The organism is Rhizobium bangladeshense, assembly GCF_001662075.1.
Taxonomy (GTDB): domain Bacteria; phylum Pseudomonadota; class Alphaproteobacteria; order Rhizobiales; family Rhizobiaceae; genus Rhizobium; species Rhizobium bangladeshense_B.
The window spans coordinates 289,151-308,444 of sequence record NZ_LYPL01000007.1 but is presented as its reverse complement, the minus strand read 5'-3'; the positions used below and the strand labels follow the sequence as shown (position 1 = coordinate 308,444).

The 19,294-nt window shown below is 62.0% G+C and carries 14 protein-coding genes and 1 pseudogene; 8 read left to right on the top strand and 7 right to left on the bottom strand.

The window, feature by feature from the left end:
• Positions 1-471: 471 nt before the first annotated feature.
• Positions 472-696, bottom strand: coding sequence for a DUF1674 domain-containing protein (locus tag A7X77_RS16785; protein ID WP_064683977.1), 225 nt, complete (start codon positions 694-696; stop codon positions 472-474).
• A 110-nt stretch (positions 697-806) separates the two neighbouring features.
• On the opposite strand from A7X77_RS16785, the gene htpX reads away from it, so the two are divergent.
• From htpX to purH, 4 genes are all read left to right on the top strand, one after another.
• Positions 807-1,763 (top strand): zinc metalloprotease HtpX, encoded by a 957-nt coding sequence (htpX, locus tag A7X77_RS16780; protein WP_064683976.1) that lies wholly within the window; start codon positions 807-809, stop codon positions 1,761-1,763.
• Positions 1,754-3,154, top strand: coding sequence for an RsmB/NOP family class I SAM-dependent RNA methyltransferase (locus tag A7X77_RS16775; protein WP_064683975.1), 1,401 nt, complete (start codon positions 1,754-1,756; stop codon positions 3,152-3,154). Before htpX ends, A7X77_RS16775 begins: the two co-directional genes overlap by 10 nt.
• Positions 3,155-3,359: 205 nt before the next feature.
• Positions 3,360-5,033 (top strand): heparinase II/III family protein, encoded by a 1,674-nt coding sequence (locus tag A7X77_RS16770; protein ID WP_064683974.1) that lies wholly within the window; start codon positions 3,360-3,362, stop codon positions 5,031-5,033.
• A gap of 71 nt (positions 5,034-5,104) precedes the next feature.
• Positions 5,105-6,721 (top strand): bifunctional phosphoribosylaminoimidazolecarboxamide formyltransferase/IMP cyclohydrolase, encoded by a 1,617-nt coding sequence (gene purH, locus A7X77_RS16765; RefSeq protein ID WP_064683973.1) that lies wholly within the window; start codon positions 5,105-5,107, stop codon positions 6,719-6,721.
• Between the two features lie 17 nt (positions 6,722-6,738).
• Here purH and A7X77_RS16760 read toward each other — a convergent pair whose 3' ends face one another.
• From A7X77_RS16760 to A7X77_RS32405, 3 genes are read right to left on the bottom strand one after another with little or no spacing between them, the layout of a single operon-like run.
• Positions 6,739-8,127, bottom strand: a complete 1,389-nt coding sequence (locus A7X77_RS16760; RefSeq protein WP_064683972.1) for an MFS transporter — start codon at positions 8,125-8,127, stop codon at positions 6,739-6,741.
• Positions 8,128-8,151: 24 nt separating this feature from the next.
• A complete protein-coding gene (locus A7X77_RS16755; RefSeq protein ID WP_064683971.1) occupies positions 8,152-12,927 on the bottom strand; it encodes an NAD-glutamate dehydrogenase in 4,776 nt (1,591 codons plus the stop codon).
• Positions 12,887-13,189, bottom strand: a complete 303-nt coding sequence (locus tag A7X77_RS32405) for a hypothetical protein (RefSeq protein WP_082928822.1) — start codon at positions 13,187-13,189, stop codon at positions 12,887-12,889. Before A7X77_RS32405 ends, A7X77_RS16755 begins: the two co-directional genes overlap by 41 nt.
• A 15-nt stretch (positions 13,190-13,204) precedes the next feature.
• Here A7X77_RS32405 and pdxY point away from each other — a divergent pair, with 15 nt between their 5' ends.
• From pdxY to A7X77_RS16740, 3 genes are all read left to right on the top strand, one after another.
• Positions 13,205-14,080, top strand: coding sequence for a pyridoxal kinase PdxY (gene pdxY, locus A7X77_RS16750; RefSeq protein WP_064683970.1), 876 nt, complete (start codon positions 13,205-13,207; stop codon positions 14,078-14,080).
• A 71-nt stretch (positions 14,081-14,151) separates the two neighbouring features.
• A complete protein-coding gene (locus tag A7X77_RS16745) occupies positions 14,152-14,793 on the top strand; it encodes a carbonic anhydrase (RefSeq protein ID WP_064683969.1) in 642 nt (213 codons plus the stop codon).
• A 90-nt stretch (positions 14,794-14,883) separates the two neighbouring features.
• Positions 14,884-16,503, top strand: coding sequence for a GGDEF domain-containing protein (locus A7X77_RS16740; RefSeq protein WP_064683968.1), 1,620 nt, complete (start codon positions 14,884-14,886; stop codon positions 16,501-16,503).
• A 50-nt stretch (positions 16,504-16,553) separates the two neighbouring features.
• Here A7X77_RS16740 and A7X77_RS16735 read toward each other — a convergent pair whose 3' ends face one another.
• The 3 genes from A7X77_RS16735 to A7X77_RS33530 form a co-directional block, all read right to left on the bottom strand.
• Positions 16,554-17,378 carry a lytic murein transglycosylase gene (locus A7X77_RS16735; RefSeq protein WP_064683967.1) on the bottom strand — a complete coding sequence of 275 codons (825 nt, stop codon included), beginning with the start codon at positions 17,376-17,378 and terminating at the stop codon, positions 16,554-16,556.
• A gap of 168 nt (positions 17,379-17,546) precedes the next feature.
• The gene (locus A7X77_RS16730) at positions 17,547-18,581 is read right to left on the bottom strand and encodes an aspartate-semialdehyde dehydrogenase (protein WP_064683966.1); all 1,035 of its coding nucleotides are present in this window, start codon (positions 18,579-18,581) and stop codon (positions 17,547-17,549) included.
• A 111-nt stretch (positions 18,582-18,692) separates the two neighbouring features.
• Positions 18,693-18,935 (bottom strand): hypothetical protein, encoded by a 243-nt coding sequence (locus A7X77_RS33530; protein ID WP_064683999.1) that lies wholly within the window; start codon positions 18,933-18,935, stop codon positions 18,693-18,695.
• Between the two features lie 49 nt (positions 18,936-18,984).
• On the opposite strand from A7X77_RS33530, the pseudogene A7X77_RS34420 reads away from it, so the two are divergent.
• Positions 18,985-19,086, top strand: a pseudogene (locus A7X77_RS34420) (ABC transporter ATP-binding protein); the annotation flags it as partial.
• Between the last annotated feature and the right edge of the window lie 208 nt (positions 19,087-19,294).

Below are 19,294 nucleotides of genomic sequence, written 5' to 3'. Positions count from 1 at the left end.
CCGACAAGATCCAGTTTGCCCCCGGCCTGCCGAAGACCCGCTCGGGCAAGATCATGCGCCGCATCCTGCGCAAGATCGCCGAGGACGATTTCGGCGCGCTCGGCGATACCTCGACACTTGCCGATCCGGCTGTCGTCGACGATCTGATCGCCAACCGGCAGAACAAGGCGACCGCTTAGACAACAAGGCCGTTCCCTCTCGTTGGAGCGGCCTCAGTTTGTTGACAAAGTCTCCACCGTCATGCTCGGCCTTGTGCCGAGCATCTGACCACTGCAATTGTTTGACAGGAAAACATTTATTTTCAGATACTTAATTGGACGTGGGTAGATCCTCGGCACAAGGCCGAGGATGACGTCGCGGGTTTTGCAGGGGTTTGTCAGCAGCCTGAAGCGCTCCTTTGTTGGAGCGGTCTTATTTTCCGCGCGGGAAATGCTGTTGCTTTTGAGCGGCGCTCTGGCTCCCGGCGCCGAATCAAAAATCGATCGCCCGACCATTGATCTCGTAATCACCGAAACGGGCCGGCTCAGCTCCGCCACGGCCGCCGATCTCCGGCGGCAGCTCCAGCGGCTTCTGATTCTTTCGCCGTTGCTCAGCCTCGGCAAGCGCACGTTGGGCAGCCGGGGACAGCATTTTGCGCGGCGGCTCCGATCCTTCGGCCGTCGGCGTTTGGCTATTGTCGTTATCGGCGTCCTGCATGGCTTCTCCTGCCGGAAAACATTGAAAATGGCTGGTGAATAACCAAATCATAATGCGCCGGCGCCGGGATTGAAAGCTTGCGGCGCCGTAATCGGAGTTGGAGATTCGCAATGAACCTCATTCGCACTGCCATGTTGCTTGCCTTCATGACGGCGCTCTTCATGTTTGTAGGCTTCCTGATCGGCGGTCGGGCCGGCATGATGATCGCATTCCTCGTTGCCGCCGGCATGAACTTCTTCTCCTACTGGAATTCCGATCGCATGGTGCTTTCGGCCTATCGCGCCCAGCAGGTCGACGAGCGCAATGCGCCGGAATTTTTCGCGATCATCCGTGATCTCGCTCGCAATGCCGGGCTGCCGATGCCGAAGGTCTATCTCTACGACAGCCCGCAGCCGAATGCCTTCGCCACCGGTCGCAATCCCGAAAATGCCGCCGTCGCCGCCTCGACAGGCCTGCTCCAGGCACTGTCTCCTGAGGAAGTCGCCGGCGTAATGGCGCATGAGCTTGCCCATATTCAGAACCGCGACACGCTGACGATGACGATCACGGCAACGCTTGCCGGGGCGATCTCGATGCTTGGCAATTTCGCCTTTTTCTTCGGCGGCAATCGCGACAACAACAACAATCCGCTCGGTTTCGTCGGCGTCCTTGTGGCGATGATCGTGGCGCCGCTTGCCGCCATGCTGGTGCAGATGGCGATCAGCCGCACGCGCGAATATTCGGCCGACCGCCGCGGCGCCGAAATCTGCGGCAATCCACTCTGGCTCGCTTCGGCGCTCGATAAGATCGCCCGCGGTGCCGCCCATGTGCCCAACGAGGATGCCGAGCGCAATCCGGCGACGGCGCATATGTTCATCATCAATCCGCTGTCCGGCGAGCGCATGGACAATCTGTTTTCGACGCATCCAGACACGGAAAACCGCATTGCCGCGCTGCAGGAGATGGCGCAAAGCGGCATGAACGTCTCGACGGGACCGGTTCGTGCTGTTAATCCGACGCGCAAATCGCGCTCTGTTCCGAATACGGGTCGCGGTGGTTCGCAACCGCCAAGAGGTCCGTGGTCTTGAATTCAGACGGCACGAGAAAGCCATTCCGTAAACAGAAACCTTCCAACGACCGGCCGGCCGGCCGATCGGCGCCGGCCAAACCTGGCCTGCAGACCCGGGCCGCGGCGGCAAAAATCCTCGCCGCCGTCGTCGACCGCAAGCTGCCGCTCGACGGCGCTCTCGATCACGAACATGGCAATCCTGCCTATAAGGCGCTCGGCGAAAGCGACCGGGGGCTTGTCCGCGCCATTCTGAACACGACGCTGCGCCATCTGCCGCGCATCGATGCGGCGATCGCCTCGCTGCTGGAATCGCCGCTGCCGGAGGGTGCGCGGGCGCTGCATCACGTTCTGGCAATCGGCGCGGCACAGATTCTCTATCTCGACGTGCCCGATCATTCGGCCGTCGATCTTGCCGTCGAACAGGCCAATCAGGATCCGCGCAATCGCCGTTTCGCCAAGCTGGTCAACGCCGTCCTGCGCCGGCTCGGCCGCGAAAAGGAGGAGGTGCTGGCAGAGATCGGCAAGGTCGCGCCGATGCCGTCCTGGTTCCTTGCGCGGCTGGAAAAGGCCTATGGCCCGGCGGCGGCGCTGGCGATCTCGCAATCGCAGCTCGAGCCGGCGGCGATCGATCTGACCGTCAAATCCGACGCCGCAGGCTGGGCAAAGAGGTTGAACGGCGTTGCGCTGCCGACAGGCGGCGTGCGGCTCGCCGCCTTCGACGGCGGCATTCCGTCGCTCGAGGGGTTCGATGAGGGCGCCTGGTGGGTTCAGGATGCGGCGGCAAGCATTCCGGCCAGGCTTTTCGGCGATCTCTCCGGCAAACGTGCCGCCGATCTTTGTGCCGCGCCGGGCGGCAAGACGGCGCAGCTCATCCTTGCCGGCGGCGCCGTCACCGCACTCGATCAGTCGGAAAGCCGGCTAAGACGGCTGCGCTCGAATCTCGACCGGCTTGGCCTGACGGCGGAAACGGTCGCGGCAGACCTGACGACATTCAGGCCGCCAGAAGGCTTCGATGCGATCCTGCTCGACGCCCCCTGCTCTTCCACCGGCACGACGCGCCGGCACCCCGATGTGCTGTGGACCAAGGGGCCTGAGGATATCGCCAGACTGGCGGCGTTGCAGGAGCGGCTACTGCGTCATGCACTGACCTTGCTGACGCCCGGCGGTACGCTGGTGTTTTCAAATTGCTCGCTCGATCCCGCCGAGGGCGAGGAGGTTGTCGCCCGTGTTCTTTCCGATACGGATGCAATCGAGCGCGTTGCGATCAACGCAGGCGACTGGCCCGGCCTTGAGGCAGCGATCACGCCGCTCGGGGAATTCCGCACGCTTCCGACCATGCTGAAAATGCCTGAGGGCATCGCCTCCGGCCTCGACGGCTTTTACGCCGCGGTACTGCGACGAGCGGGGTGACCAACTTCAAAAGGTCGGAGCAACCATGCGGGGATTTGTAATCCTCGCATCATCGCCACGGCGCGTTGTAAACCGTCGAATGATCTCAACTGAAATGCAGTAATTTGCGTATATTCGAACTTTGTCACGAATTAATTCATTGCGGGCGATGAAATCGGCCGCTTTTCACCTATTCTTAACCACGAGGGTCAATAGACAATAGAATATGCAGTCCGGTCGGCGTTTTGCGAGCATGTATGTTCGGGAAGCTTGGCGGCGCGCCTTGCGCCGCGTCGCGCTGCTGCGCCTGAAGCTCGTTCGCCATTCGATCAAAGTGCCCGAGCGCCTGATCGTCGCGCCGACCGATCTGCGCGGCATCGATCCGCATGTGGCCGACGAAATTCTCAACGGACGGTTTCTCCTGGCCGGGCGGATGCTGGAGACGAACGGCAAATCGCCCTTTACCTTCACCCTGCCCTCGCGCCCCTTCGCCACCCGCCTTCACAGCTTCGGCTGGCTGCGGCACATGCGGGCGCACAAGACGGAACGCAACTCGGCCGCCGCCCGCGCCATCGTCGACAGCTGGCTTTCCGTTCATGCCGGCCGCATGGAAGGAATTGCCTGGGAGACCGACGTCACTGCCCAGCGCGTCATCGCCTGGTTGTCGCATTCGCCGGTCGTGCTGCAGAATGCCGACCGCGGTTTCTATCGCCGGTTCATGAAGTCGCTGGCGTTTCAGGTCAGGTTCCTGCATCGCATGGCACCCTATACGCTCGGCGGTCTGGAGCTGTTTCGCCTGCGCATTGCGCTCGCCATGGCCTCCGTCGCCATGCCGACCCGGGCCTCCACGCTCAAAAGGGCGGCCCAGGCGCTCGACCGCGAATTCGATAGCCAGATTCTTCCGGATGGCGGCCATATCTCGCGCAATCCGCGCGTCGGCTTGGAACTGCTGCTCGACCTGCTGCCGTTGCGGCAAACCTACGTCAATCTCGGCCATGATCTGCCGCAGAAGCTGATCTCCGGCATCGACCGCATGTATCCTGCCTTGCGGTTCTTCCGCCATCAGGACGGGGACCTGGCGCTGTTCAACGGCGCGACCTCGACGCTCGCCAATGAGCTGATGTCGGTGCTCAGATATGACGAGACCGCCGGCCAGCCCTTCAAGGCTCTGCCGCAGTCGCGCTATCAGCGGCTTTCCGGGGGCAAGACGGTCATTATCGCCGATACCGGCACGCCGCCTTCGGGCGGCGCACTGCGGACCGCGCATGCCGGCACCCTCTCCTTCGAGATGTCGTCCGGCCGCCATCGCTTCATCGTCAATTCCGGCTCGCCGAAATTTGCCGGGCACCGATATGTCCAGATGGCGCGCACCACGGCGGCGCATTCGACCGTCATCCTCAACGACACGTCGTCCAGCCGCTTTTCGCTCTCGCCCTTCCTCAACCACGCGATTACCGAACCGGTCAGGACCGTCACCGTCGAGCGGGCCGAAACGGAGGATGGACGCGACGGCATCAAGCTCAGCCATGACGGTTATGTGAGAGCATTCGGCGTGCTGCATGAGCGCGAGTTGACACTCAATGCCGCCGGCTCGATCGTGACTGGCCACGACCGGCTGGTCGTCCGTGAAGGATATGAGATTGACGAGCCGGTGAAGGCTGTCGCCCGTTTTCACATCCATCCTTCGATCGTCCTGCAGCAGAGCGACGGGGAGTCGGTGCTTCTGACGGCGCCGGACGGCGAAAGCTGGCTGTTTTCCGCCCCCGGCAATGAAGTGCTGATTTCCGAGGATATCTTCTTTGCCGACAGCTCCGGCATTTGCGGCTCGGACCAGATCGAGATCGACTTCGATCTTGCCGAGAAGACGGAAATCCGCTGGTTTTTATCCCGCAAGGGATAGCGCCTGTTTGCGCGGCGGCGAAGCTGTGCTAACGCGGCGCAAGCAGAACCGAAGCCGAACGGAGAAAGTTCATGGCCGTCATTTCCAAGAAGATCCCCGCCCCGGACAAGGTCGAAATCAAGACCGCGCTCCTCTCCGTCTTCGACAAGACGGGGATCGTCGAGCTCGCCCAGGCCTTGTCTGAAAGAGGCGTGCGCCTGCTGTCGACCGGCGGTACCTACAAGGCGATTGCCGCGGCCGGTCTCGACGTCAGCGATGTCTCCGACATCACCGGTTTTCCCGAGATCATGGATGGGCGCGTCAAGACGCTGCACCCGACAGTGCATGGCGGCCTGCTGGCGATCCGTGACGACAGCGAGCACCAGGAGGCGATGAAAAAGCACGGCATCGAGGCCATCGACCTCGCTGTCATCAACCTCTATCCATTCGAAGAGGTGCGGGCGGCCGGCGGCGACTATCCGACGACCGTTGAGAACATCGATATTGGCGGTCCGGCGATGATCCGGGCATCGGCCAAGAACCACGCCTATGTCACCATTCTGACCGATCCCAACGATTATGCCGAGTTCAAGGCGCAGCTTTCGGCCGATGCCGGCAAGACGGCCTACGCGTTCCGCCAGCGCATGGCGGCCAAGGCCTATGCCCGCACCGCCGCCTATGACGCTGCGATTTCCAACTGGTTTGCCGAGGCGCTGTCGATCGATACGCCGCGCCACCGCGTCATCGGCGGCGTGCTGAAGGAAGAGATGCGCTACGGCGAAAACCCGCACCAGAAGGCGGCCTTCTATGTGACCGGCGAGAAGCGCCCGGGTGTCTCGACGGCTGTCCTCCTCCAGGGCAAACAGCTCTCCTATAACAACATCAACGACACCGATGCCGCCTACGAGCTCGTCGCCGAGTTTCTGCCGCAAAAGGCGCCGGCCTGCGCCATCATCAAACATGCCAATCCCTGCGGCGTCGCCACCGGTTCGAGCCTGGTCGAAGCCTATCAGCGGGCGCTTGCCTGCGATTCCGTTTCCGCCTTCGGCGGCATCATCGCGCTCAACCAGATATTGGATGCCGAAACGGCCGAAGAGATCGTCAAGCTCTTCACCGAAGTAATCATCGCCCCTGATGTCACCGAAGAGGCAAAGGCGATCGTCGCGCGCAAACCGAACCTGCGGCTGCTGTCGGCCGGCGGTCTGCCCGATCCGCGCGTTGCAGGGCTGACGGCGAAGACCGTCTCCGGCGGCCTGCTGGTCCAGAGCCGCGACAACGGCATGGTCGAGGATCTGGATCTCAAGGTCGTCACCAGGCGGGCGCCGACGGCGCAGGAGCTCGAGGACATGAAGTTCGCCTTCAAGGTCGGAAAACATGTCAAATCAAACGCCGTGGTTTATGCCAAGGACGGCCAGACGGCCGGTATCGGCGCCGGGCAGATGAGCCGGGTCGATTCGGCCCGCATCGCCGCGCTGAAGGCCGAAGAGGCGGCCAAGGCGCTCGGCCTTGCGGTTCCGATGACCAAGGGTTCGGCGGTTGCCTCCGAAGCCTTCCTGCCCTTTGCCGACGGTCTCCTGTCGATGATTGCCGCAGGCGCGACGGCGGTGATCCAGCCGGGCGGCTCAATGCGCGATCAGGAGGTCATCGATGCCGCCAACGAACACGGCGTCGCGATGGTCTTCACCGGCATGCGCCACTTCCGCCACTAACGCGTGTCGGAGAAGTGTCAGGCCCGATCGGCCGGATAGGGTGTGCGGATCAAGAGCAGCAGGCCGCCAGCGAGGAACACGATCAGCGTCGCCATTCCGAGCCGCGGTGATCCGCTGATATAGGTCATCAGCGAGAAGAGCAGCGTCGCCATGAAGCTGGTGGCGCGCCCTGAAAGCGCGTAGATGCCGAAGTAGCGGCCGGCTTCCTCCAGGCTGACGCTGCGGGCGAGATAGGAGCGCGACGAGGCCTGCACCGGCCCGAAGGCGAACCCGATCAAGAGGCCATAGAGAACATAGGCCTTTTCCGCCGCGGTGCCGAAGAGGCCGCCGGAATCGGCCGACGGCAGCGGCATTAGGCCAAACAGCGTGTAGCCCGGCCCGGTCGAGATGATGCCGACGGTGGCGAGAAGCAGCATGGTGAGGCTGATGACGACAGTCACCTTCGAACCGACGCCCTTGTCGATCCGGCCGGCGATCAGGCAGCCGAAAATGGCGACGACGTTCAGGATGATGCCGTAGAGGCCGATCTCGATCGTCGCCCAGCCGAACATGCCGGCGGCGAAAACGCCGCCGAGGATCAACAGGCCGTTGACACCGTCCTGATAGATCATGCGGGCAATCAGGAATTTCAGGATACCGCGCCGCTCTTTGAGTTCGCCGAGCGTGTTTCTCAACTCCCGCAGGCCGGCGCGAATGGCAGTGCCGAAGGGCATGCCTCTGCCGACATCGGGCGTGAAGAAGAACATCGGCAGGATGAAGATCAGGTACCAGACGGCCGAGATCGGCCCGGTGATGCGCGCATCCTGGCCGGTCTTGGGATCAAGGCCGAAAAGCGGGTCGAGGCCGAGAACGGTCTTGCCGCTTTCCGGGCTTGCCGCCAGAAGCGTGACGACGGCAATCAGGACGAACATGCCGCCGAGATAACCAAGCCCCCAGGCGGTGTTGGAGAGCTTGCCGACCTCGTGCTTGGCGACCAGGCGCGGCATCATCGAATCGTTGAAAACGATCGAAAACTCGGCCGAAATCGAGGCGAGGATCATGAAGATCACAGGATAGAGGACAGGCGAACCCGGGGCGGCGAACCACAGGCCGAAGAGGCTCGCGATCTTGATGATCGCGAAGAAACCGATCCAGGGTTTGCGTGCGCCGGACTGGTCGGCGATAGAGCCGAGAACCGGCGAGAGCAGGGCGATGATCACCGAGGAGATCGTCGCCATGTTGCTCCACGTCGTCTGGGCCGACACCGGATCATCGGTCAGGCGCGAGACGAAATAGGGCCCGAAGATAAAAGTGGTGACCACGGTGAAGAAGGGCTGCGCCGCCCAATCGAAGAACATCCACCCCCAGATGCCCTTCTCCGTAGCTTTCGGCGGCTGCGTTCCTGTCCAGTCTATGCGATTCAACATCCGCTCCTGTTTTGGCGGACTGTCTCACCTCGCCCGGTCGCGCGCAAGATCGGTCAGGATACCTGCAGCAACGGTAATACGCGCGAGATTGGGGTCGCCGCTGTCGCTGAGGCTCGAAAGCTCCTCGACGATGCGATTGATGCGGACGCGATCCTGGGCATGCCAGGCCTGGACGGGCAGCTTTTCCTTGCCGTGTTCGGAAAGGGCCGAGATGACGATGTCGCGCCGGGCGCTGGCGATCTGGTCGATGCTGCGGGCAAGGGCCAGATTTTCATAGTGGTCGGAGGTGAGGATCCGGCCGCCGGCCGCCAGCAGCCGGGCGATGCGGAAGGTCTTCGACACCGCGAAATAATTCTCGGCCGCACGCACCAGCGGCTCGCCGGTGCGCTCGGCGATCTGCATGATCTCCGGCACCAGCGCAAAGCTCTGGAGGTTGGCGATCTCAGCCGCGAGCTTTTCGGGCACACCTGCATGGACATAGTCCGCCTGGCGTGCCGCGGCGTCGCCGGCCGCCTGCTCGGCGAAAGAAGGCCTCAGCTTCTTCAGGGCTGCCTGCAGCCGGCTAATCACCTCGGCCATATCGGCTTTGGTCATGGCGGTTTTCAAAAGCAGCCGAGTGAGCACGATAAAGCTGTGGCTGATTTCCTCATAGATTCGGTTCTGCACCTCGCCCGATATCGTACCGTCGAGTGCATCCGTCTCGGCCCAGAGCCGGGTGAGGTCGAAACCGTCGCGAGCAACGATGGCAGCGCGCACCACTTCCGGCGCCGAAGCCGCCGTCGCGTCCATCATGGCGACGGTGAAGCTCGGCCCGCCGCGATTGATCGCTTCGTTGGCAAGCACGGTCGCGACGATTTCACGCCGCAGGCGATGGCTGGCGATGTCGCCAGCGTTCGACTTCTGCATTCTGACGGGGAAATAATTCGACAGCGTCGCTGCAAAATAGGGGTCGTCGGGCAGATCGCTTGCGGCGAGCGCATCGAAGAGCACGATCTTGGCATAGGAGACCAGCACGCCGATTTCCGGCCGCGTCAGCGGTTTGCCGGCAGTATAACGTTCGGCGAGGGTATGGTCGTCGGGCAAGGTCTCGACCTTGCGGTTCAACTGACCGGCCCCCTCGAGCACGCTCATGAAGCGGCCGAGCTCCAGGCCGTTCGCCGTACCCTTGCGCTCGGTCAGCGAGATCGCCAGCGACTGGAGGTAGTTGTTGCGCAGCACGAGGGCCGCCACTTCGCCGGTCATAGATGAAAGCAGCTGGTCGCGTTTTGCCCGCGTCAGCCGCCCGTCATGCATGGCTGCCGCCAGCGCAATCTTGATATTGACCTCGACGTCGGAGGTGTTGACGCCGGCCGAGTTGTCGATGGCGTCGGAATTGCAGCGCCCGCCGTTGAGGCCGTAGGCGATACGGCCCTTCTGGGTGACGCCGAGGTTTGCGCCCTCGCCGATCACCTTGGCGCGCACCTCCGCCGCCGTGATGCGGATCGGGTCGTTGGCGCGGTCGCCGACCTCGGTATCGGTTTCGGACGGCGCTTTCACATAGGTGCCGATGCCGCCGAACCAGAGCAGGTCGACCGGGCTCTTCAGGATCGCCGTCATGATCTCAAACGGCGTTGCCACGGCTTTGTCGATGCCGATCGCAGCGACCGCTTCCGGCGTCAGGGTTACCGATTTCGCCGCGCGGGAAATGATCATCGCCCCTTTTGAGAGCACGTTTCTGTCGAAGTCCTGCCAGCTCGAGCGCGGCAGGTCGAAGAGCCGCTGGCGTTCTGCCAACGTCTTTTCCATGTCGGGATCGGGATCGATGATGATGTCGCGATGGTCGAAGGCGGCGACGAGCCGGATCTTCGGCGAGAGCAGCATGCCGTTGCCGAAGACGTCGCCCGACATGTCGCCAACGCCGGCGACGGTGAAGGGGGTCGTCTGGATGTCGATGTCCATTTCGCGGAAATGGCGTTTGACGGTTTCCCAGGCGCCGCGGGCGGTGATGCCCATCTTCTTATGGTCGTAACCGGCCGAGCCGCCGGAGGCGAAGGCATCGTCCAGCCAGAAGCCGGCTTCCTGCGCCAGCGCATTGGCGGTGTCGGAAAAGGTTGCCGTGCCCTTGTCGGCGGCGACGACGAAATAGGGGTCGTCGCCGTCGAGCCTCACCGTATCCTTCGGCGGCACGATCTCGGCACCGGAGATATTGTCGGTGATCGAAAGCAGCGTGCGGATATAGGTTTTGTAAGCCTCGCGGCCGGCATTGAAGATCTCGTCGCGGCTACCGCTGACGGGGAGCTTTTTCGGATAGAAGCCGCCCTTGGCGCCGACCGGCACGATGACGGCGTTCTTCACCTGCTGCGCCTTGACGAGACCGAGCACCTCGGTGCGGTAGTCCTCGGCGCGGTCCGACCAGCGCAGACCGCCGCGTGCCACCTTGCCGAAGCGCAGATGCACACCTTCGACCTCGACGCCGTAGACGAACATCTCGCGGAAGGGCTTCGGCTGCGGCAGCCCGTCGACCAGGTGCGGATCGAGCTTGAAGGCGAGCATCGCTTTCGCCGAACCATCAGGGTTTTTCTGGAAATAATTGGTGCGCAGCGTCGCATCGACGATGTTGACGTAGCGGCGCAGGATGCGGTCGTCGTCGAGGCTCGGCACCTCGGCAAGCTCGGCCTCGATCGCCTGGTGCAGCTCGGCGAGCTTCTTCACCCGGGCCTTCTCTGGCAGCTTGGGATCGAGCGTGTCATGGAACAGCCGGAAAATGGCGGCAGCGACATCAGGATATTTGTCGAGCGTCGTTGCGATATAGTCCTGCGAATAGGCGATGCCGGCCTGGCGGAGGTAGCGGGCATAGGCGCGCAGCACATTCGTCTCGCGGGCCGAGAGCCCCGCCGAAAGGATAAGCCGGTTGAAGCTGTCATTGTCGATCGTGCCGGCGAAGGCGGCGACGAAGGCTTCCTCGAGGGCGGCGCCATAACGCTGCAGGTCGATGTCGCGGCCGTTGCGGGTCTCGAGCTCCATGTCGTGCAGCACGACGAGCTCGGTTTGGCCTTCGGTGACCGGCACCCCGATATCGAAGGTGCGTTCGCTGACGACATTGAAGCCGAGGTTCTCGAGAAGCGGCACCCGCCGTGACAGGGCCAGCTGGCCGCCGGCGTGGAAGATCTTCAGCGAAAGGATGCGCCCCTGTTCTTCCTGACGATGATAAAACTGGATGCGGAGCGGCTCGCCGGCGGCGCAGGCGCCGATATCGGCGAGGTCCGCCACGGTTTCCTCAGGGGTGAAGGAATCCTGAAAGGCCTGGTCGACTGAAATTTTCGGCGCCTTCGGCCCGGCCAGCACTTCGAAACGGTCGTCCCAGCGGGCGGTGATTTCGCGGATCGTCTGCTCGAGCTTGGCTTGCGGAATGCGGGGCGTCTTGCCGCCGGAGCGACCGATGATGAAATGCACGCGCGCTACGCCGCCTTCGGGGAAAGCCGGGTAATAGGCGGAGACACGCCCGTCATAGACCGTCTTCAGATAGGTACCGATCCGCTCGCGGACAATGGAATCGTATTCCTCACGCGGGACATAGACGATCACCGAGACAAAGCGGTCGAAGTGGTCGATGCGCGGCAGGACGCGCACGCGCGGCCGGTCGGCCAGGTCGTTGATCTGCTCGGCAAAGCTTGCAAGCAATGTTGTGTCGATCTGGAAAAGATCGTCGCGCGGATAGGATTCCAGCGTGTTATCAAGCATGCGGCCGGAATGGCTCATCGGGTCGAAGCCGAAATGCTCCTTCACCTTTTCGATCTTGGAACGCAGCAGCGGGATTTCCGAGGCGAGCGAGGTGTAGGCGGTCGAGGTGAAGAGGCCGACGATGCGTAGTTCGCCGGTGACATTGCCCTCGCCGTCGAAACGCTTGACACCGACATAATCCATATAGGCACGGCGATGGACGATCGATTTCACATTTGCCTTGGTGACGATCAGGAAATCGGGGCCGTCGAGGAAGGCAAGGATCTCAGGCGTCGTCGTCACGGCATCCTTGCCGGTGCGCAGCACCCGAACATCGGGATTGGAGAGGATGCCGAGGCCCGTGCCCTTGTCGCGCTCGACCTTGGCGTCGGCACCCTTGCCGGAATAAACATATTCGCGCATGCCGAGGAAGGTGAAATTCTCGTCGCGTAGCCAGTTGAGGAATGCCAGCGCCTCGGCGTGTTCGGCCTTTCTGCGGCCGGCGCCATTGGCCGAAAGCTCGGCGATCACCCCGTCGAGCTTGGAAAGCATCGGCCTCCAGTCCGAGACCGACAGACGGACCTGTTCGAGCACGGTCTGGATGCGTTTGACGAGATCGGCCGCCTGGCTGGAATTGAGCGGGGCGATATGAAGCTGGATATGGCTGACGCGTGTGGCGGGATCGCTCGGCTGGTCGGCGGAATAGATCGTGGGCGCCTTCCCCTTTTCCATCACCAGGATGGGATGCACGGCCATGAAGAGATCGCGATGAGTACTCGTCACTTCACCCATTACCGATTCATAGAGAAACGGCATATTCCGGTCGGTCACCGAAAGCACCGAGACGGCAATGCCGTCAGGCGCCACACCGCCGAGGGTGTCGATACTGACGCGCGGGGTCTTGCCGTTCCAGGCGGCAAGTTCTTTTGCCGAATGCACGGCAGAAAGCGCCAGCATTTCAGGCGTGTAGCGTTCGAGATCGTCATTGCTTGCCCGGCCGAAGAGAATTTCCGGATCGAGATGGGTCTCGCCCCTCTCCCTGGCGATCTTTCGCGCGCCTTCAATCTGTTTTTCTCGTTTCGGATTGGTTCTGGCAGCCATGGATCGCCTCCCGCAATGGACTGATTTTCTGCAAGCTAGCAGAAGATTCTTCGAAAAAATCTCTAAAATAGGGGCCAGCGGGATGGTTTTGACGCTTTTTTGGCGGCGGAAATGGGAAATTGTCGGAGATTTTTCCAATTTCGTAGCCAAAACAAACCTGGTTGGCCATCTTTTGGTTTTTTCTTTCGCCGCACATTTCCATGCTCACGTGAAGAATGGTTGACAGCGCGGCGTCAAAAAGATCATCAAACGGCATCATCATTCGGACCTCGGTATCATGTCGGAAAATGCAGCGGGCGCAGTCATCGTCATTTCCAGCCATGTCGTGCGCGGCTCGGTCGGCAACCGGGCGGCTGTGTTTGCGCTGGAGACGCTCGGTCATCCGGTCTGGGCGCTGCCGACCATCGTTTTGCCTTGGCATCCCGGCCATGGCCGTTCGACGCGGCTGACATTTGCGGAAGCCGATTTCGACGCGGCGATCAACGATCTAATCCGTGCGCCCTGGATCGGTGAAGTCCGGGCGGTGCTTTCGGGCTATTTCGGCAATGCCGCCCAGGCGCGCTCCGTCGCCCGGCTGATCGCTATTCTTCGCCAGAACAATCCCGAACTGCTCTATGTCTGCGATCCTGTCATGGGCGACCTCGGCGGGCTCTACGTGCCGGAGGCCACGGCCGAGGCCATTCGTGACCATCTCATCCCGCTCGCTTCGCTGGCGACGCCGAATCGTTACGAGCTCGCCTGGCTGTCCGGAGCGGCGCTTGACGACAATAGCGCGATCATGGAGGCGGCGCTGGCGCTCGGGCCGTCACGGATGCTCGTCACCTCGGCGGTGCCGATGATGGCGGGTGGTACCGGCAACCTCTACCTTTCCGGCCGTCACGCACTTCTTGCCGAGCACCGCGTCGTCGAGAACCCGCCGAATGGTCTCGGCGACCTGCTCGCCGCGGTTTTCCTGTCGCGCCTGCTATCCGGTCTCGAGGATGAAAAGGCGTTGCAGCTTGCCACCGCCAGCGTGTTCGAAGTGCTGGCGCGTGCGGTCAAGCGCGGCAGCAACGAGTTGATGCTGGCAAGCGACGCGTCCAGCCTTTCGACGCCGATGGCCATGGTGCAGATGCGGCGGCTCGTCCACCCCGCGCAGCGGCGGAAAAACTGACGCGCCTGCCAGCTTGCTCATTTTGCGGTGCAGCAGTTGATCTTGTCTTCCGCGCGCGCTAATCCAGAAGCATGCAGCGTTTTCCAAACACCCTTCTCGACGGTTATCGCAACTTTATGAACGGGCGTTATGCCGATGCCCGCGACCGATATCGGCAGCTGGCCGAAAATGGCCAGAGCCCGAGCACGTTGGTCATTGCCTGTTCGGATTCACGCGCAGCTCCCGAACTGATCTTCGATGCCGGCCCTGGTGAGCTTTTCGTCATTCGCAACGTCGCCAATATGGTGCCGCCCTACGAGCCGGACGGCCATTTTCATTCGACGTCGGCCGCTCTTGAATTTGCGGTGCAGGCGCTGAAGGTCTCGGATATCGTGGTGATGGGTCATGGCCGCTGCGGCGGCATCCGTGCCGCGCTCGATCCGAACGTCGAGCCGCTGTCGCCGGGCGATTTCATCGGTCGCTGGATGTCGCTGGTCAAACCGGCAGCCGAGCAGATCCAGAGCAATGACGTGATGACGGCCGCCGAGCGGCAGACGGCGCTGGAGCGTGTCTCGATCCGCAATTCGATCGACAATCTCAGAAGCTTTCCCGACATCAAGGCGCTCGAGGAAGCGGGAAAAATGCATCTCCACGGCGCCTGGTTCGACATATCGACGGGTGAACTCTGGGTCATGGACGCCGAAACACGTGATTTCATTCGCCCCGAAATCTAGGGATCAACGGGTTTATCAGTTTTTTAAGGATTGTTGTTAAGCTCCCTGAATTGGTCGCGCACGACCGACGTCTTGACGTGGCGATTGGCGATGAAGTTCGAAACCATCAAAAAGGTTATTCTGGCAGCCATCATGCTGCCCTTCTTCTTCATGCTCATCGAAGGCGTCGTCGTCATCCGGACTTCGCTGACACAATACCGGAACCTCGAGAAAGACCGGCAGTTCGCCGACGTGCTTGCCCGCGGCGGGTCCATCGCCGCCACGGAGATCCTGAGTGAAATCGGCGCCACGCGCCGCTATCTCGCCCATCCCAGCAGCAGCACCGCGATCGACATGCAGCGCAGCCGGGCAACGCTCGACAACGAACGCCTGGCTTTTCACGCCAGCTTGCCTTCCCGCGATGCGCTTGACGAAGGGCTCCTGGACGAATTGTCGGCTCTCAGCCTCGCCTATAGCCGCATCGTCGCCGCCCGAAGCGCCGTCGATCAAGGTCGTTATGTCGGCAGCGATCCCGGTTCCATCTATTGGTACGCGGCTCTCAAGCAGCTTGCCGTCGTCGATGCGCTCTCCCCGCTGATCAACGATCCGGTGCTGCTCGAGAAATCCAACCAGCTGATGGGCATCATGCTGACCTACTACGGCGAAAGGCTGATCACCGGGATCGGCACGCGTTACCTCGACCGCGGCCCTTCCGGCAGATTTCCGGTGGAGCTGTTCGTGCAGGGAAAAGTGATGATCGGCGAGGGTATGGATCACATGGTCTTCCATTCCGCGACGTCGGTCGAGCGCGATATCGTCGGCTATCTCGGTCGCAGCAGCCAGGTAAAGGCGAATGCCATCACCGATGCGATCCTCGCCGGATCGCGGCCGACGCGCGCAGTCCGTGACGTCTGGGCCACGGCGCAGAACGAACGCATGAGCTTCCTGCAGCAGAAGATGATCGAAGCCGCTCGAGATATTCACGACACCGGCGAGAATTTTTCGACGCGTTCGCACCTGCATTTGACGCGGATCCTGGCGCTGTGCGCTGGTCTGCTCATCCTCGCCACCCTGGTGATGGTGCTGGCGGCAAGGGGTCTGCGCCTGATCGACCGGCTGACGCAGGATCGCGAGGCGCTGGTGGGGGAGTTGCGCAATGCCGCCCAGACCGACCTCTTGACCGGCCTGTACAACAGGCGCGGCTTCGAGGTCGCCGCATCGGCGCTCCTCACCCAGGCTGAACACGGATCGCGGTGGATATCCGTCGTGCTGTTCGATCTCGATCATTTCAAGAAGATCAACGATGTCAACGGTCATGACGCCGGCGACGCCGTGCTTCGCCATGTCGCGAGCATCGCGCGCGAGAATTTCCGATCCTTCGATCTGCTGGTGCGTCACGGCGGCGAGGAGTTCCTGGCGCTTCTGCCCGATTCGACGCCAGACGACGCTGCCATCGTCGCCGAGCGGGTGCGGCTGGCGATCGAGATGGCGGAAATCCCTTTACCGAGCGGCGAGCTGCTCAAAGTCACGGCGAGTTTCGGATGCGCCGGCCGGGCAAACAACGGCGCAAGCCGGAACTTCGAGGATCTTGTCAAACGCGCAGATCTGGCGCTTTACGCCGCCAAGGCGTCCGGCCGCAACTGCGTTGTTTCCGGGCCGGTCGTGCCGGCTCCGCTGCAGGAGGAGCGCCGCAAGACGGCCTCCGGCGGTGGTTTCGATTCCCGCCTATGAAAGACGCCGCATCTTCAGCGGCGTTTTGGGAGATCGTTGTCTATGAAGGCCTATCTGCCGCCGTCGATCTGCTGGCCGATATGGGCAATTGCCTGCTGATAGACGCTTGCAGCGTTCCAGCCCTGGATGGCAGCGAAATTCGGCTCTCCCGGCTGATAGCCGGCACCGGCCCGCCAGCCGTGGCCCTTGAGAAAATTGGCGGTCGAGGCCAGCGCATCGGCACGGGAGGCGACCATATCGACACGGCCGTCGCCGTCGCCGTCGGCGCCGAAACGCACGACGTTCCTCGGCAGGAACTGCGTCTGGCCGATTTCACCATGGGCGGCACCCTTGGCCTGCGGGCTCAGATACCCCTCCGAGACGAGCTGAAGCGCGGCATAGAGCTGGTCGGTGAAATATTCCGAACGACGGCAGTCATAGGCAAGCGTTGAAACCGCCGACAGCGTATGCTGATTGCCCATATAGCTGCCAAAACCGGTCTCCATGCCCCAGATGGCGATCAGCGGGCCGGCGGGAACGCCGAAGCGACGCTCGAGCGAGGCAAAAAGCGCCTGGTTGGCTGCCTTCATCGAACGGCCGCGGGAGATGATTGCAGCACCACCGCGCTTCTGCATGAAGGCGTCGAAGGAGAGCTTGAAGCTTTTCTGGCCGCGGTCGGCGGCGATCGTCGGCTTGTTGTAGTTGACGTTGGCGAAGGCGCGGCTGAGCACCGACTGGCTGACGCCGTTCGCGGCTGCCGTCTGTTTGAAATCGGCGACCCAGGCGTCGAAGCCGGCACTGGTATTGCCGCATTCTGGTCCTTGCGCGAACGCCGGTACCGCATGGAGAAGGCCCATTGCCGCAGCGGCCGCCAGAAACAACTTTGTCATGCGCATTGAGAAACCCCACTCTCGATCTGCATAGCTTTCAGGCGGGCAAGAGGATGCCAGCCACTCGCGATTTTGTCACGATCACCTTTTAGCGATCGCTTATACAGTTGTATTTGCCCGGAAAAGCCCCGCTCACCGAGCAGGGCTTTAACATCTTATGGTTTACAAATGGTATCAGGCGGCCTGCTTGCGCGGCTTGACCAGGCCGCGATTGACGAGCAGCTCGGCGATCTGGATGGCGTTCAGCGCTGCGCCCTTGCGGAGGTTGTCGGAAACCACCCACATATTGAGGCCGTTTTCGACCGTCGCGTCCTCGCGGATGCGCGAAATGTAGGTCGCATCTTCGCCGGCGGATTCATAGGGCGTGATGTAGCCGCCGTTCTCGCGCTTGTCGATGACGAGGCAGCCCGGCGCGTCGCGCAGGATGTCGCGGGCCTGGTCGGCGGTGATCTCGTTTTCGAACTCGATGTTAACCGATTCCGAATGGCCGATGAAAACAGGTACGCGCACGGCGGTGCAGGTCACCTTGATCTTCGGATCGAGCATCTTCTTCGTCTCGGCCAGCACCTTCCACTCTTCCTTGGTGTAGCCATCCTCCATGAAGCTGTCGATGTGCGGGATGACGTTGAAGGCGATGCGCTTGGTGAACTTCTTGTTCTCGATCGGATCGGCGACGAAGACGGCGCGTGTCTGGTTGAAGAGTTCGTCCATGCCGTCCTTGCCCGCACCGGAGACGGACTGGTAGGTCGAGACGACGACGCGCTTGATCTTGGCGAAGTCGTGCAGCGGCTTCAGCGCCACCACCAGCTGGGCGGTTGAGCAATTCGGGTTGGCGATGATGTTGCGCTTGGTGAACTGGCTGATGGCATCCGGGTTCACTTCCGGCACGATCAGCGGCACGTCGGCGTCGTAGCGCCAGGCCGAAGAATTATCGATAACGACGCAGCCCTGCTGGCCGATCTTTGGTGAGAACTTCTTGGAAACCTCGCCGCCGGCCGACATCAGGCAGATGTCGGTGTCGGAGAAATCGTAGTTCTCCAGATTGGAGACCTTCAATGTCCGGTCACCATAGGACACCTCGGTGCCCTGCGAACGCGCCGAGGCGAGCGCCACGACCTCATCGGCGGGGAAGCCTCGTTCGGAGAGGATGTTGAGCATCTCCCGGCCGACATTTCCGGTCGCTCCCGCAATTGCTACTTTGAAACCCATTTCTCAAGCTCTCTTTCTCTTCTCTCCTCTGGTCCGGTGAGGGGGAAGGCGCGACGGATCGCGTCTTCCTGTCCCCAGCCGAGCCGGGGAGAGAGCGGCAGGCCAGAGACGTCAGACGGTTTTCGTCGTCGTTTTGGCCTTGGTTTTGGCAGAAACCGGAACGGCAATATCCACCCCGGCAACCCGTGCCCGGTCACTGCATGCGGCAATGGCGTGTTCGTCGCGAACCATGGAGATTCCTTTTCCGCTGTTGCTCTTAGAAGGTTTTCCATAGGAGTCAAGGTTTTTGCGCCGACAGCTGCCAGGCGGAAGGAGCGGCGCCGTCCTGCGGTATCCCGACCCGGTTGTTAATATCTGCAACGAAAACGGGGTTTTCCATGCGTATGCTTCTCGCCGCCTTTATCTGATCCTCGATCTTGCCGTTGCCGAAGGCAGCACGCTGATCATCGTTTCGCACGACCAGCGCCTCGCGGGCCGCCTCGACCGACGCATCACGTTCGGCTCGGAGACGAGCGGTACCGCCATGCCGGTCGGCTTCGCCCGTGAAGCCACCGGGCTGGCGGCGGCACTGCTCGCCTACCGGCAATTGCCGGCGCGGGCGCTGAGAGCGTAACGGTCCAGATCGCAAGCCGCAGTCAAACTTCCTTCCAACGGAGCGCGATGCGCGCGACAAAGCGCCCTGCTGTTAGACTAAAGTCATAATCCCAAAGCAT

Excerpts from the sequence above, each read along its gene's own strand:
- A7X77_RS16770 (WP_064683974.1), top strand. The coding sequence starts at position 3,360 with ATGCAGTCCGGTCGGCGTTTTGCGAGCATGTATGTTCGGGAAGCTTGG.
- A7X77_RS16735 (WP_064683967.1), bottom strand. The coding sequence starts at position 17,378 with ATGCGCATGACAAAGTTGTTTCTGGCGGCCGCTGCGGCAATGGGCCTT.
- A7X77_RS32405 (WP_082928822.1), bottom strand. The coding sequence starts at position 13,189 with ATGATGATGCCGTTTGATGATCTTTTTGACGCCGCGCTGTCAACCATT.
- A7X77_RS16745 (WP_064683969.1), top strand. The coding sequence starts at position 14,152 with ATGCAGCGTTTTCCAAACACCCTTCTCGACGGTTATCGCAACTTTATG.
- A7X77_RS16760 (WP_064683972.1), bottom strand. The coding sequence starts at position 8,127 with ATGTTGAATCGCATAGACTGGACAGGAACGCAGCCGCCGAAAGCTACG.
- A7X77_RS16755 (WP_064683971.1), bottom strand. The coding sequence starts at position 12,927 with ATGGCTGCCAGAACCAATCCGAAACGAGAAAAACAGATTGAAGGCGCG.
- A7X77_RS16785 (WP_064683977.1), bottom strand. The coding sequence starts at position 696 with ATGCAGGACGCCGATAACGACAATAGCCAAACGCCGACGGCCGAAGGA.
- purH (WP_064683973.1), top strand. The coding sequence starts at position 5,105 with ATGGCCGTCATTTCCAAGAAGATCCCCGCCCCGGACAAGGTCGAAATC.
- A7X77_RS16730 (WP_064683966.1), bottom strand. The coding sequence starts at position 18,581 with ATGGGTTTCAAAGTAGCAATTGCGGGAGCGACCGGAAATGTCGGCCGG.
- htpX (WP_064683976.1), top strand. The coding sequence starts at position 807 with ATGAACCTCATTCGCACTGCCATGTTGCTTGCCTTCATGACGGCGCTC.
- pdxY (WP_064683970.1), top strand. The coding sequence starts at position 13,205 with ATGTCGGAAAATGCAGCGGGCGCAGTCATCGTCATTTCCAGCCATGTC.
- A7X77_RS16740 (WP_064683968.1), top strand. The coding sequence starts at position 14,884 with ATGAAGTTCGAAACCATCAAAAAGGTTATTCTGGCAGCCATCATGCTG.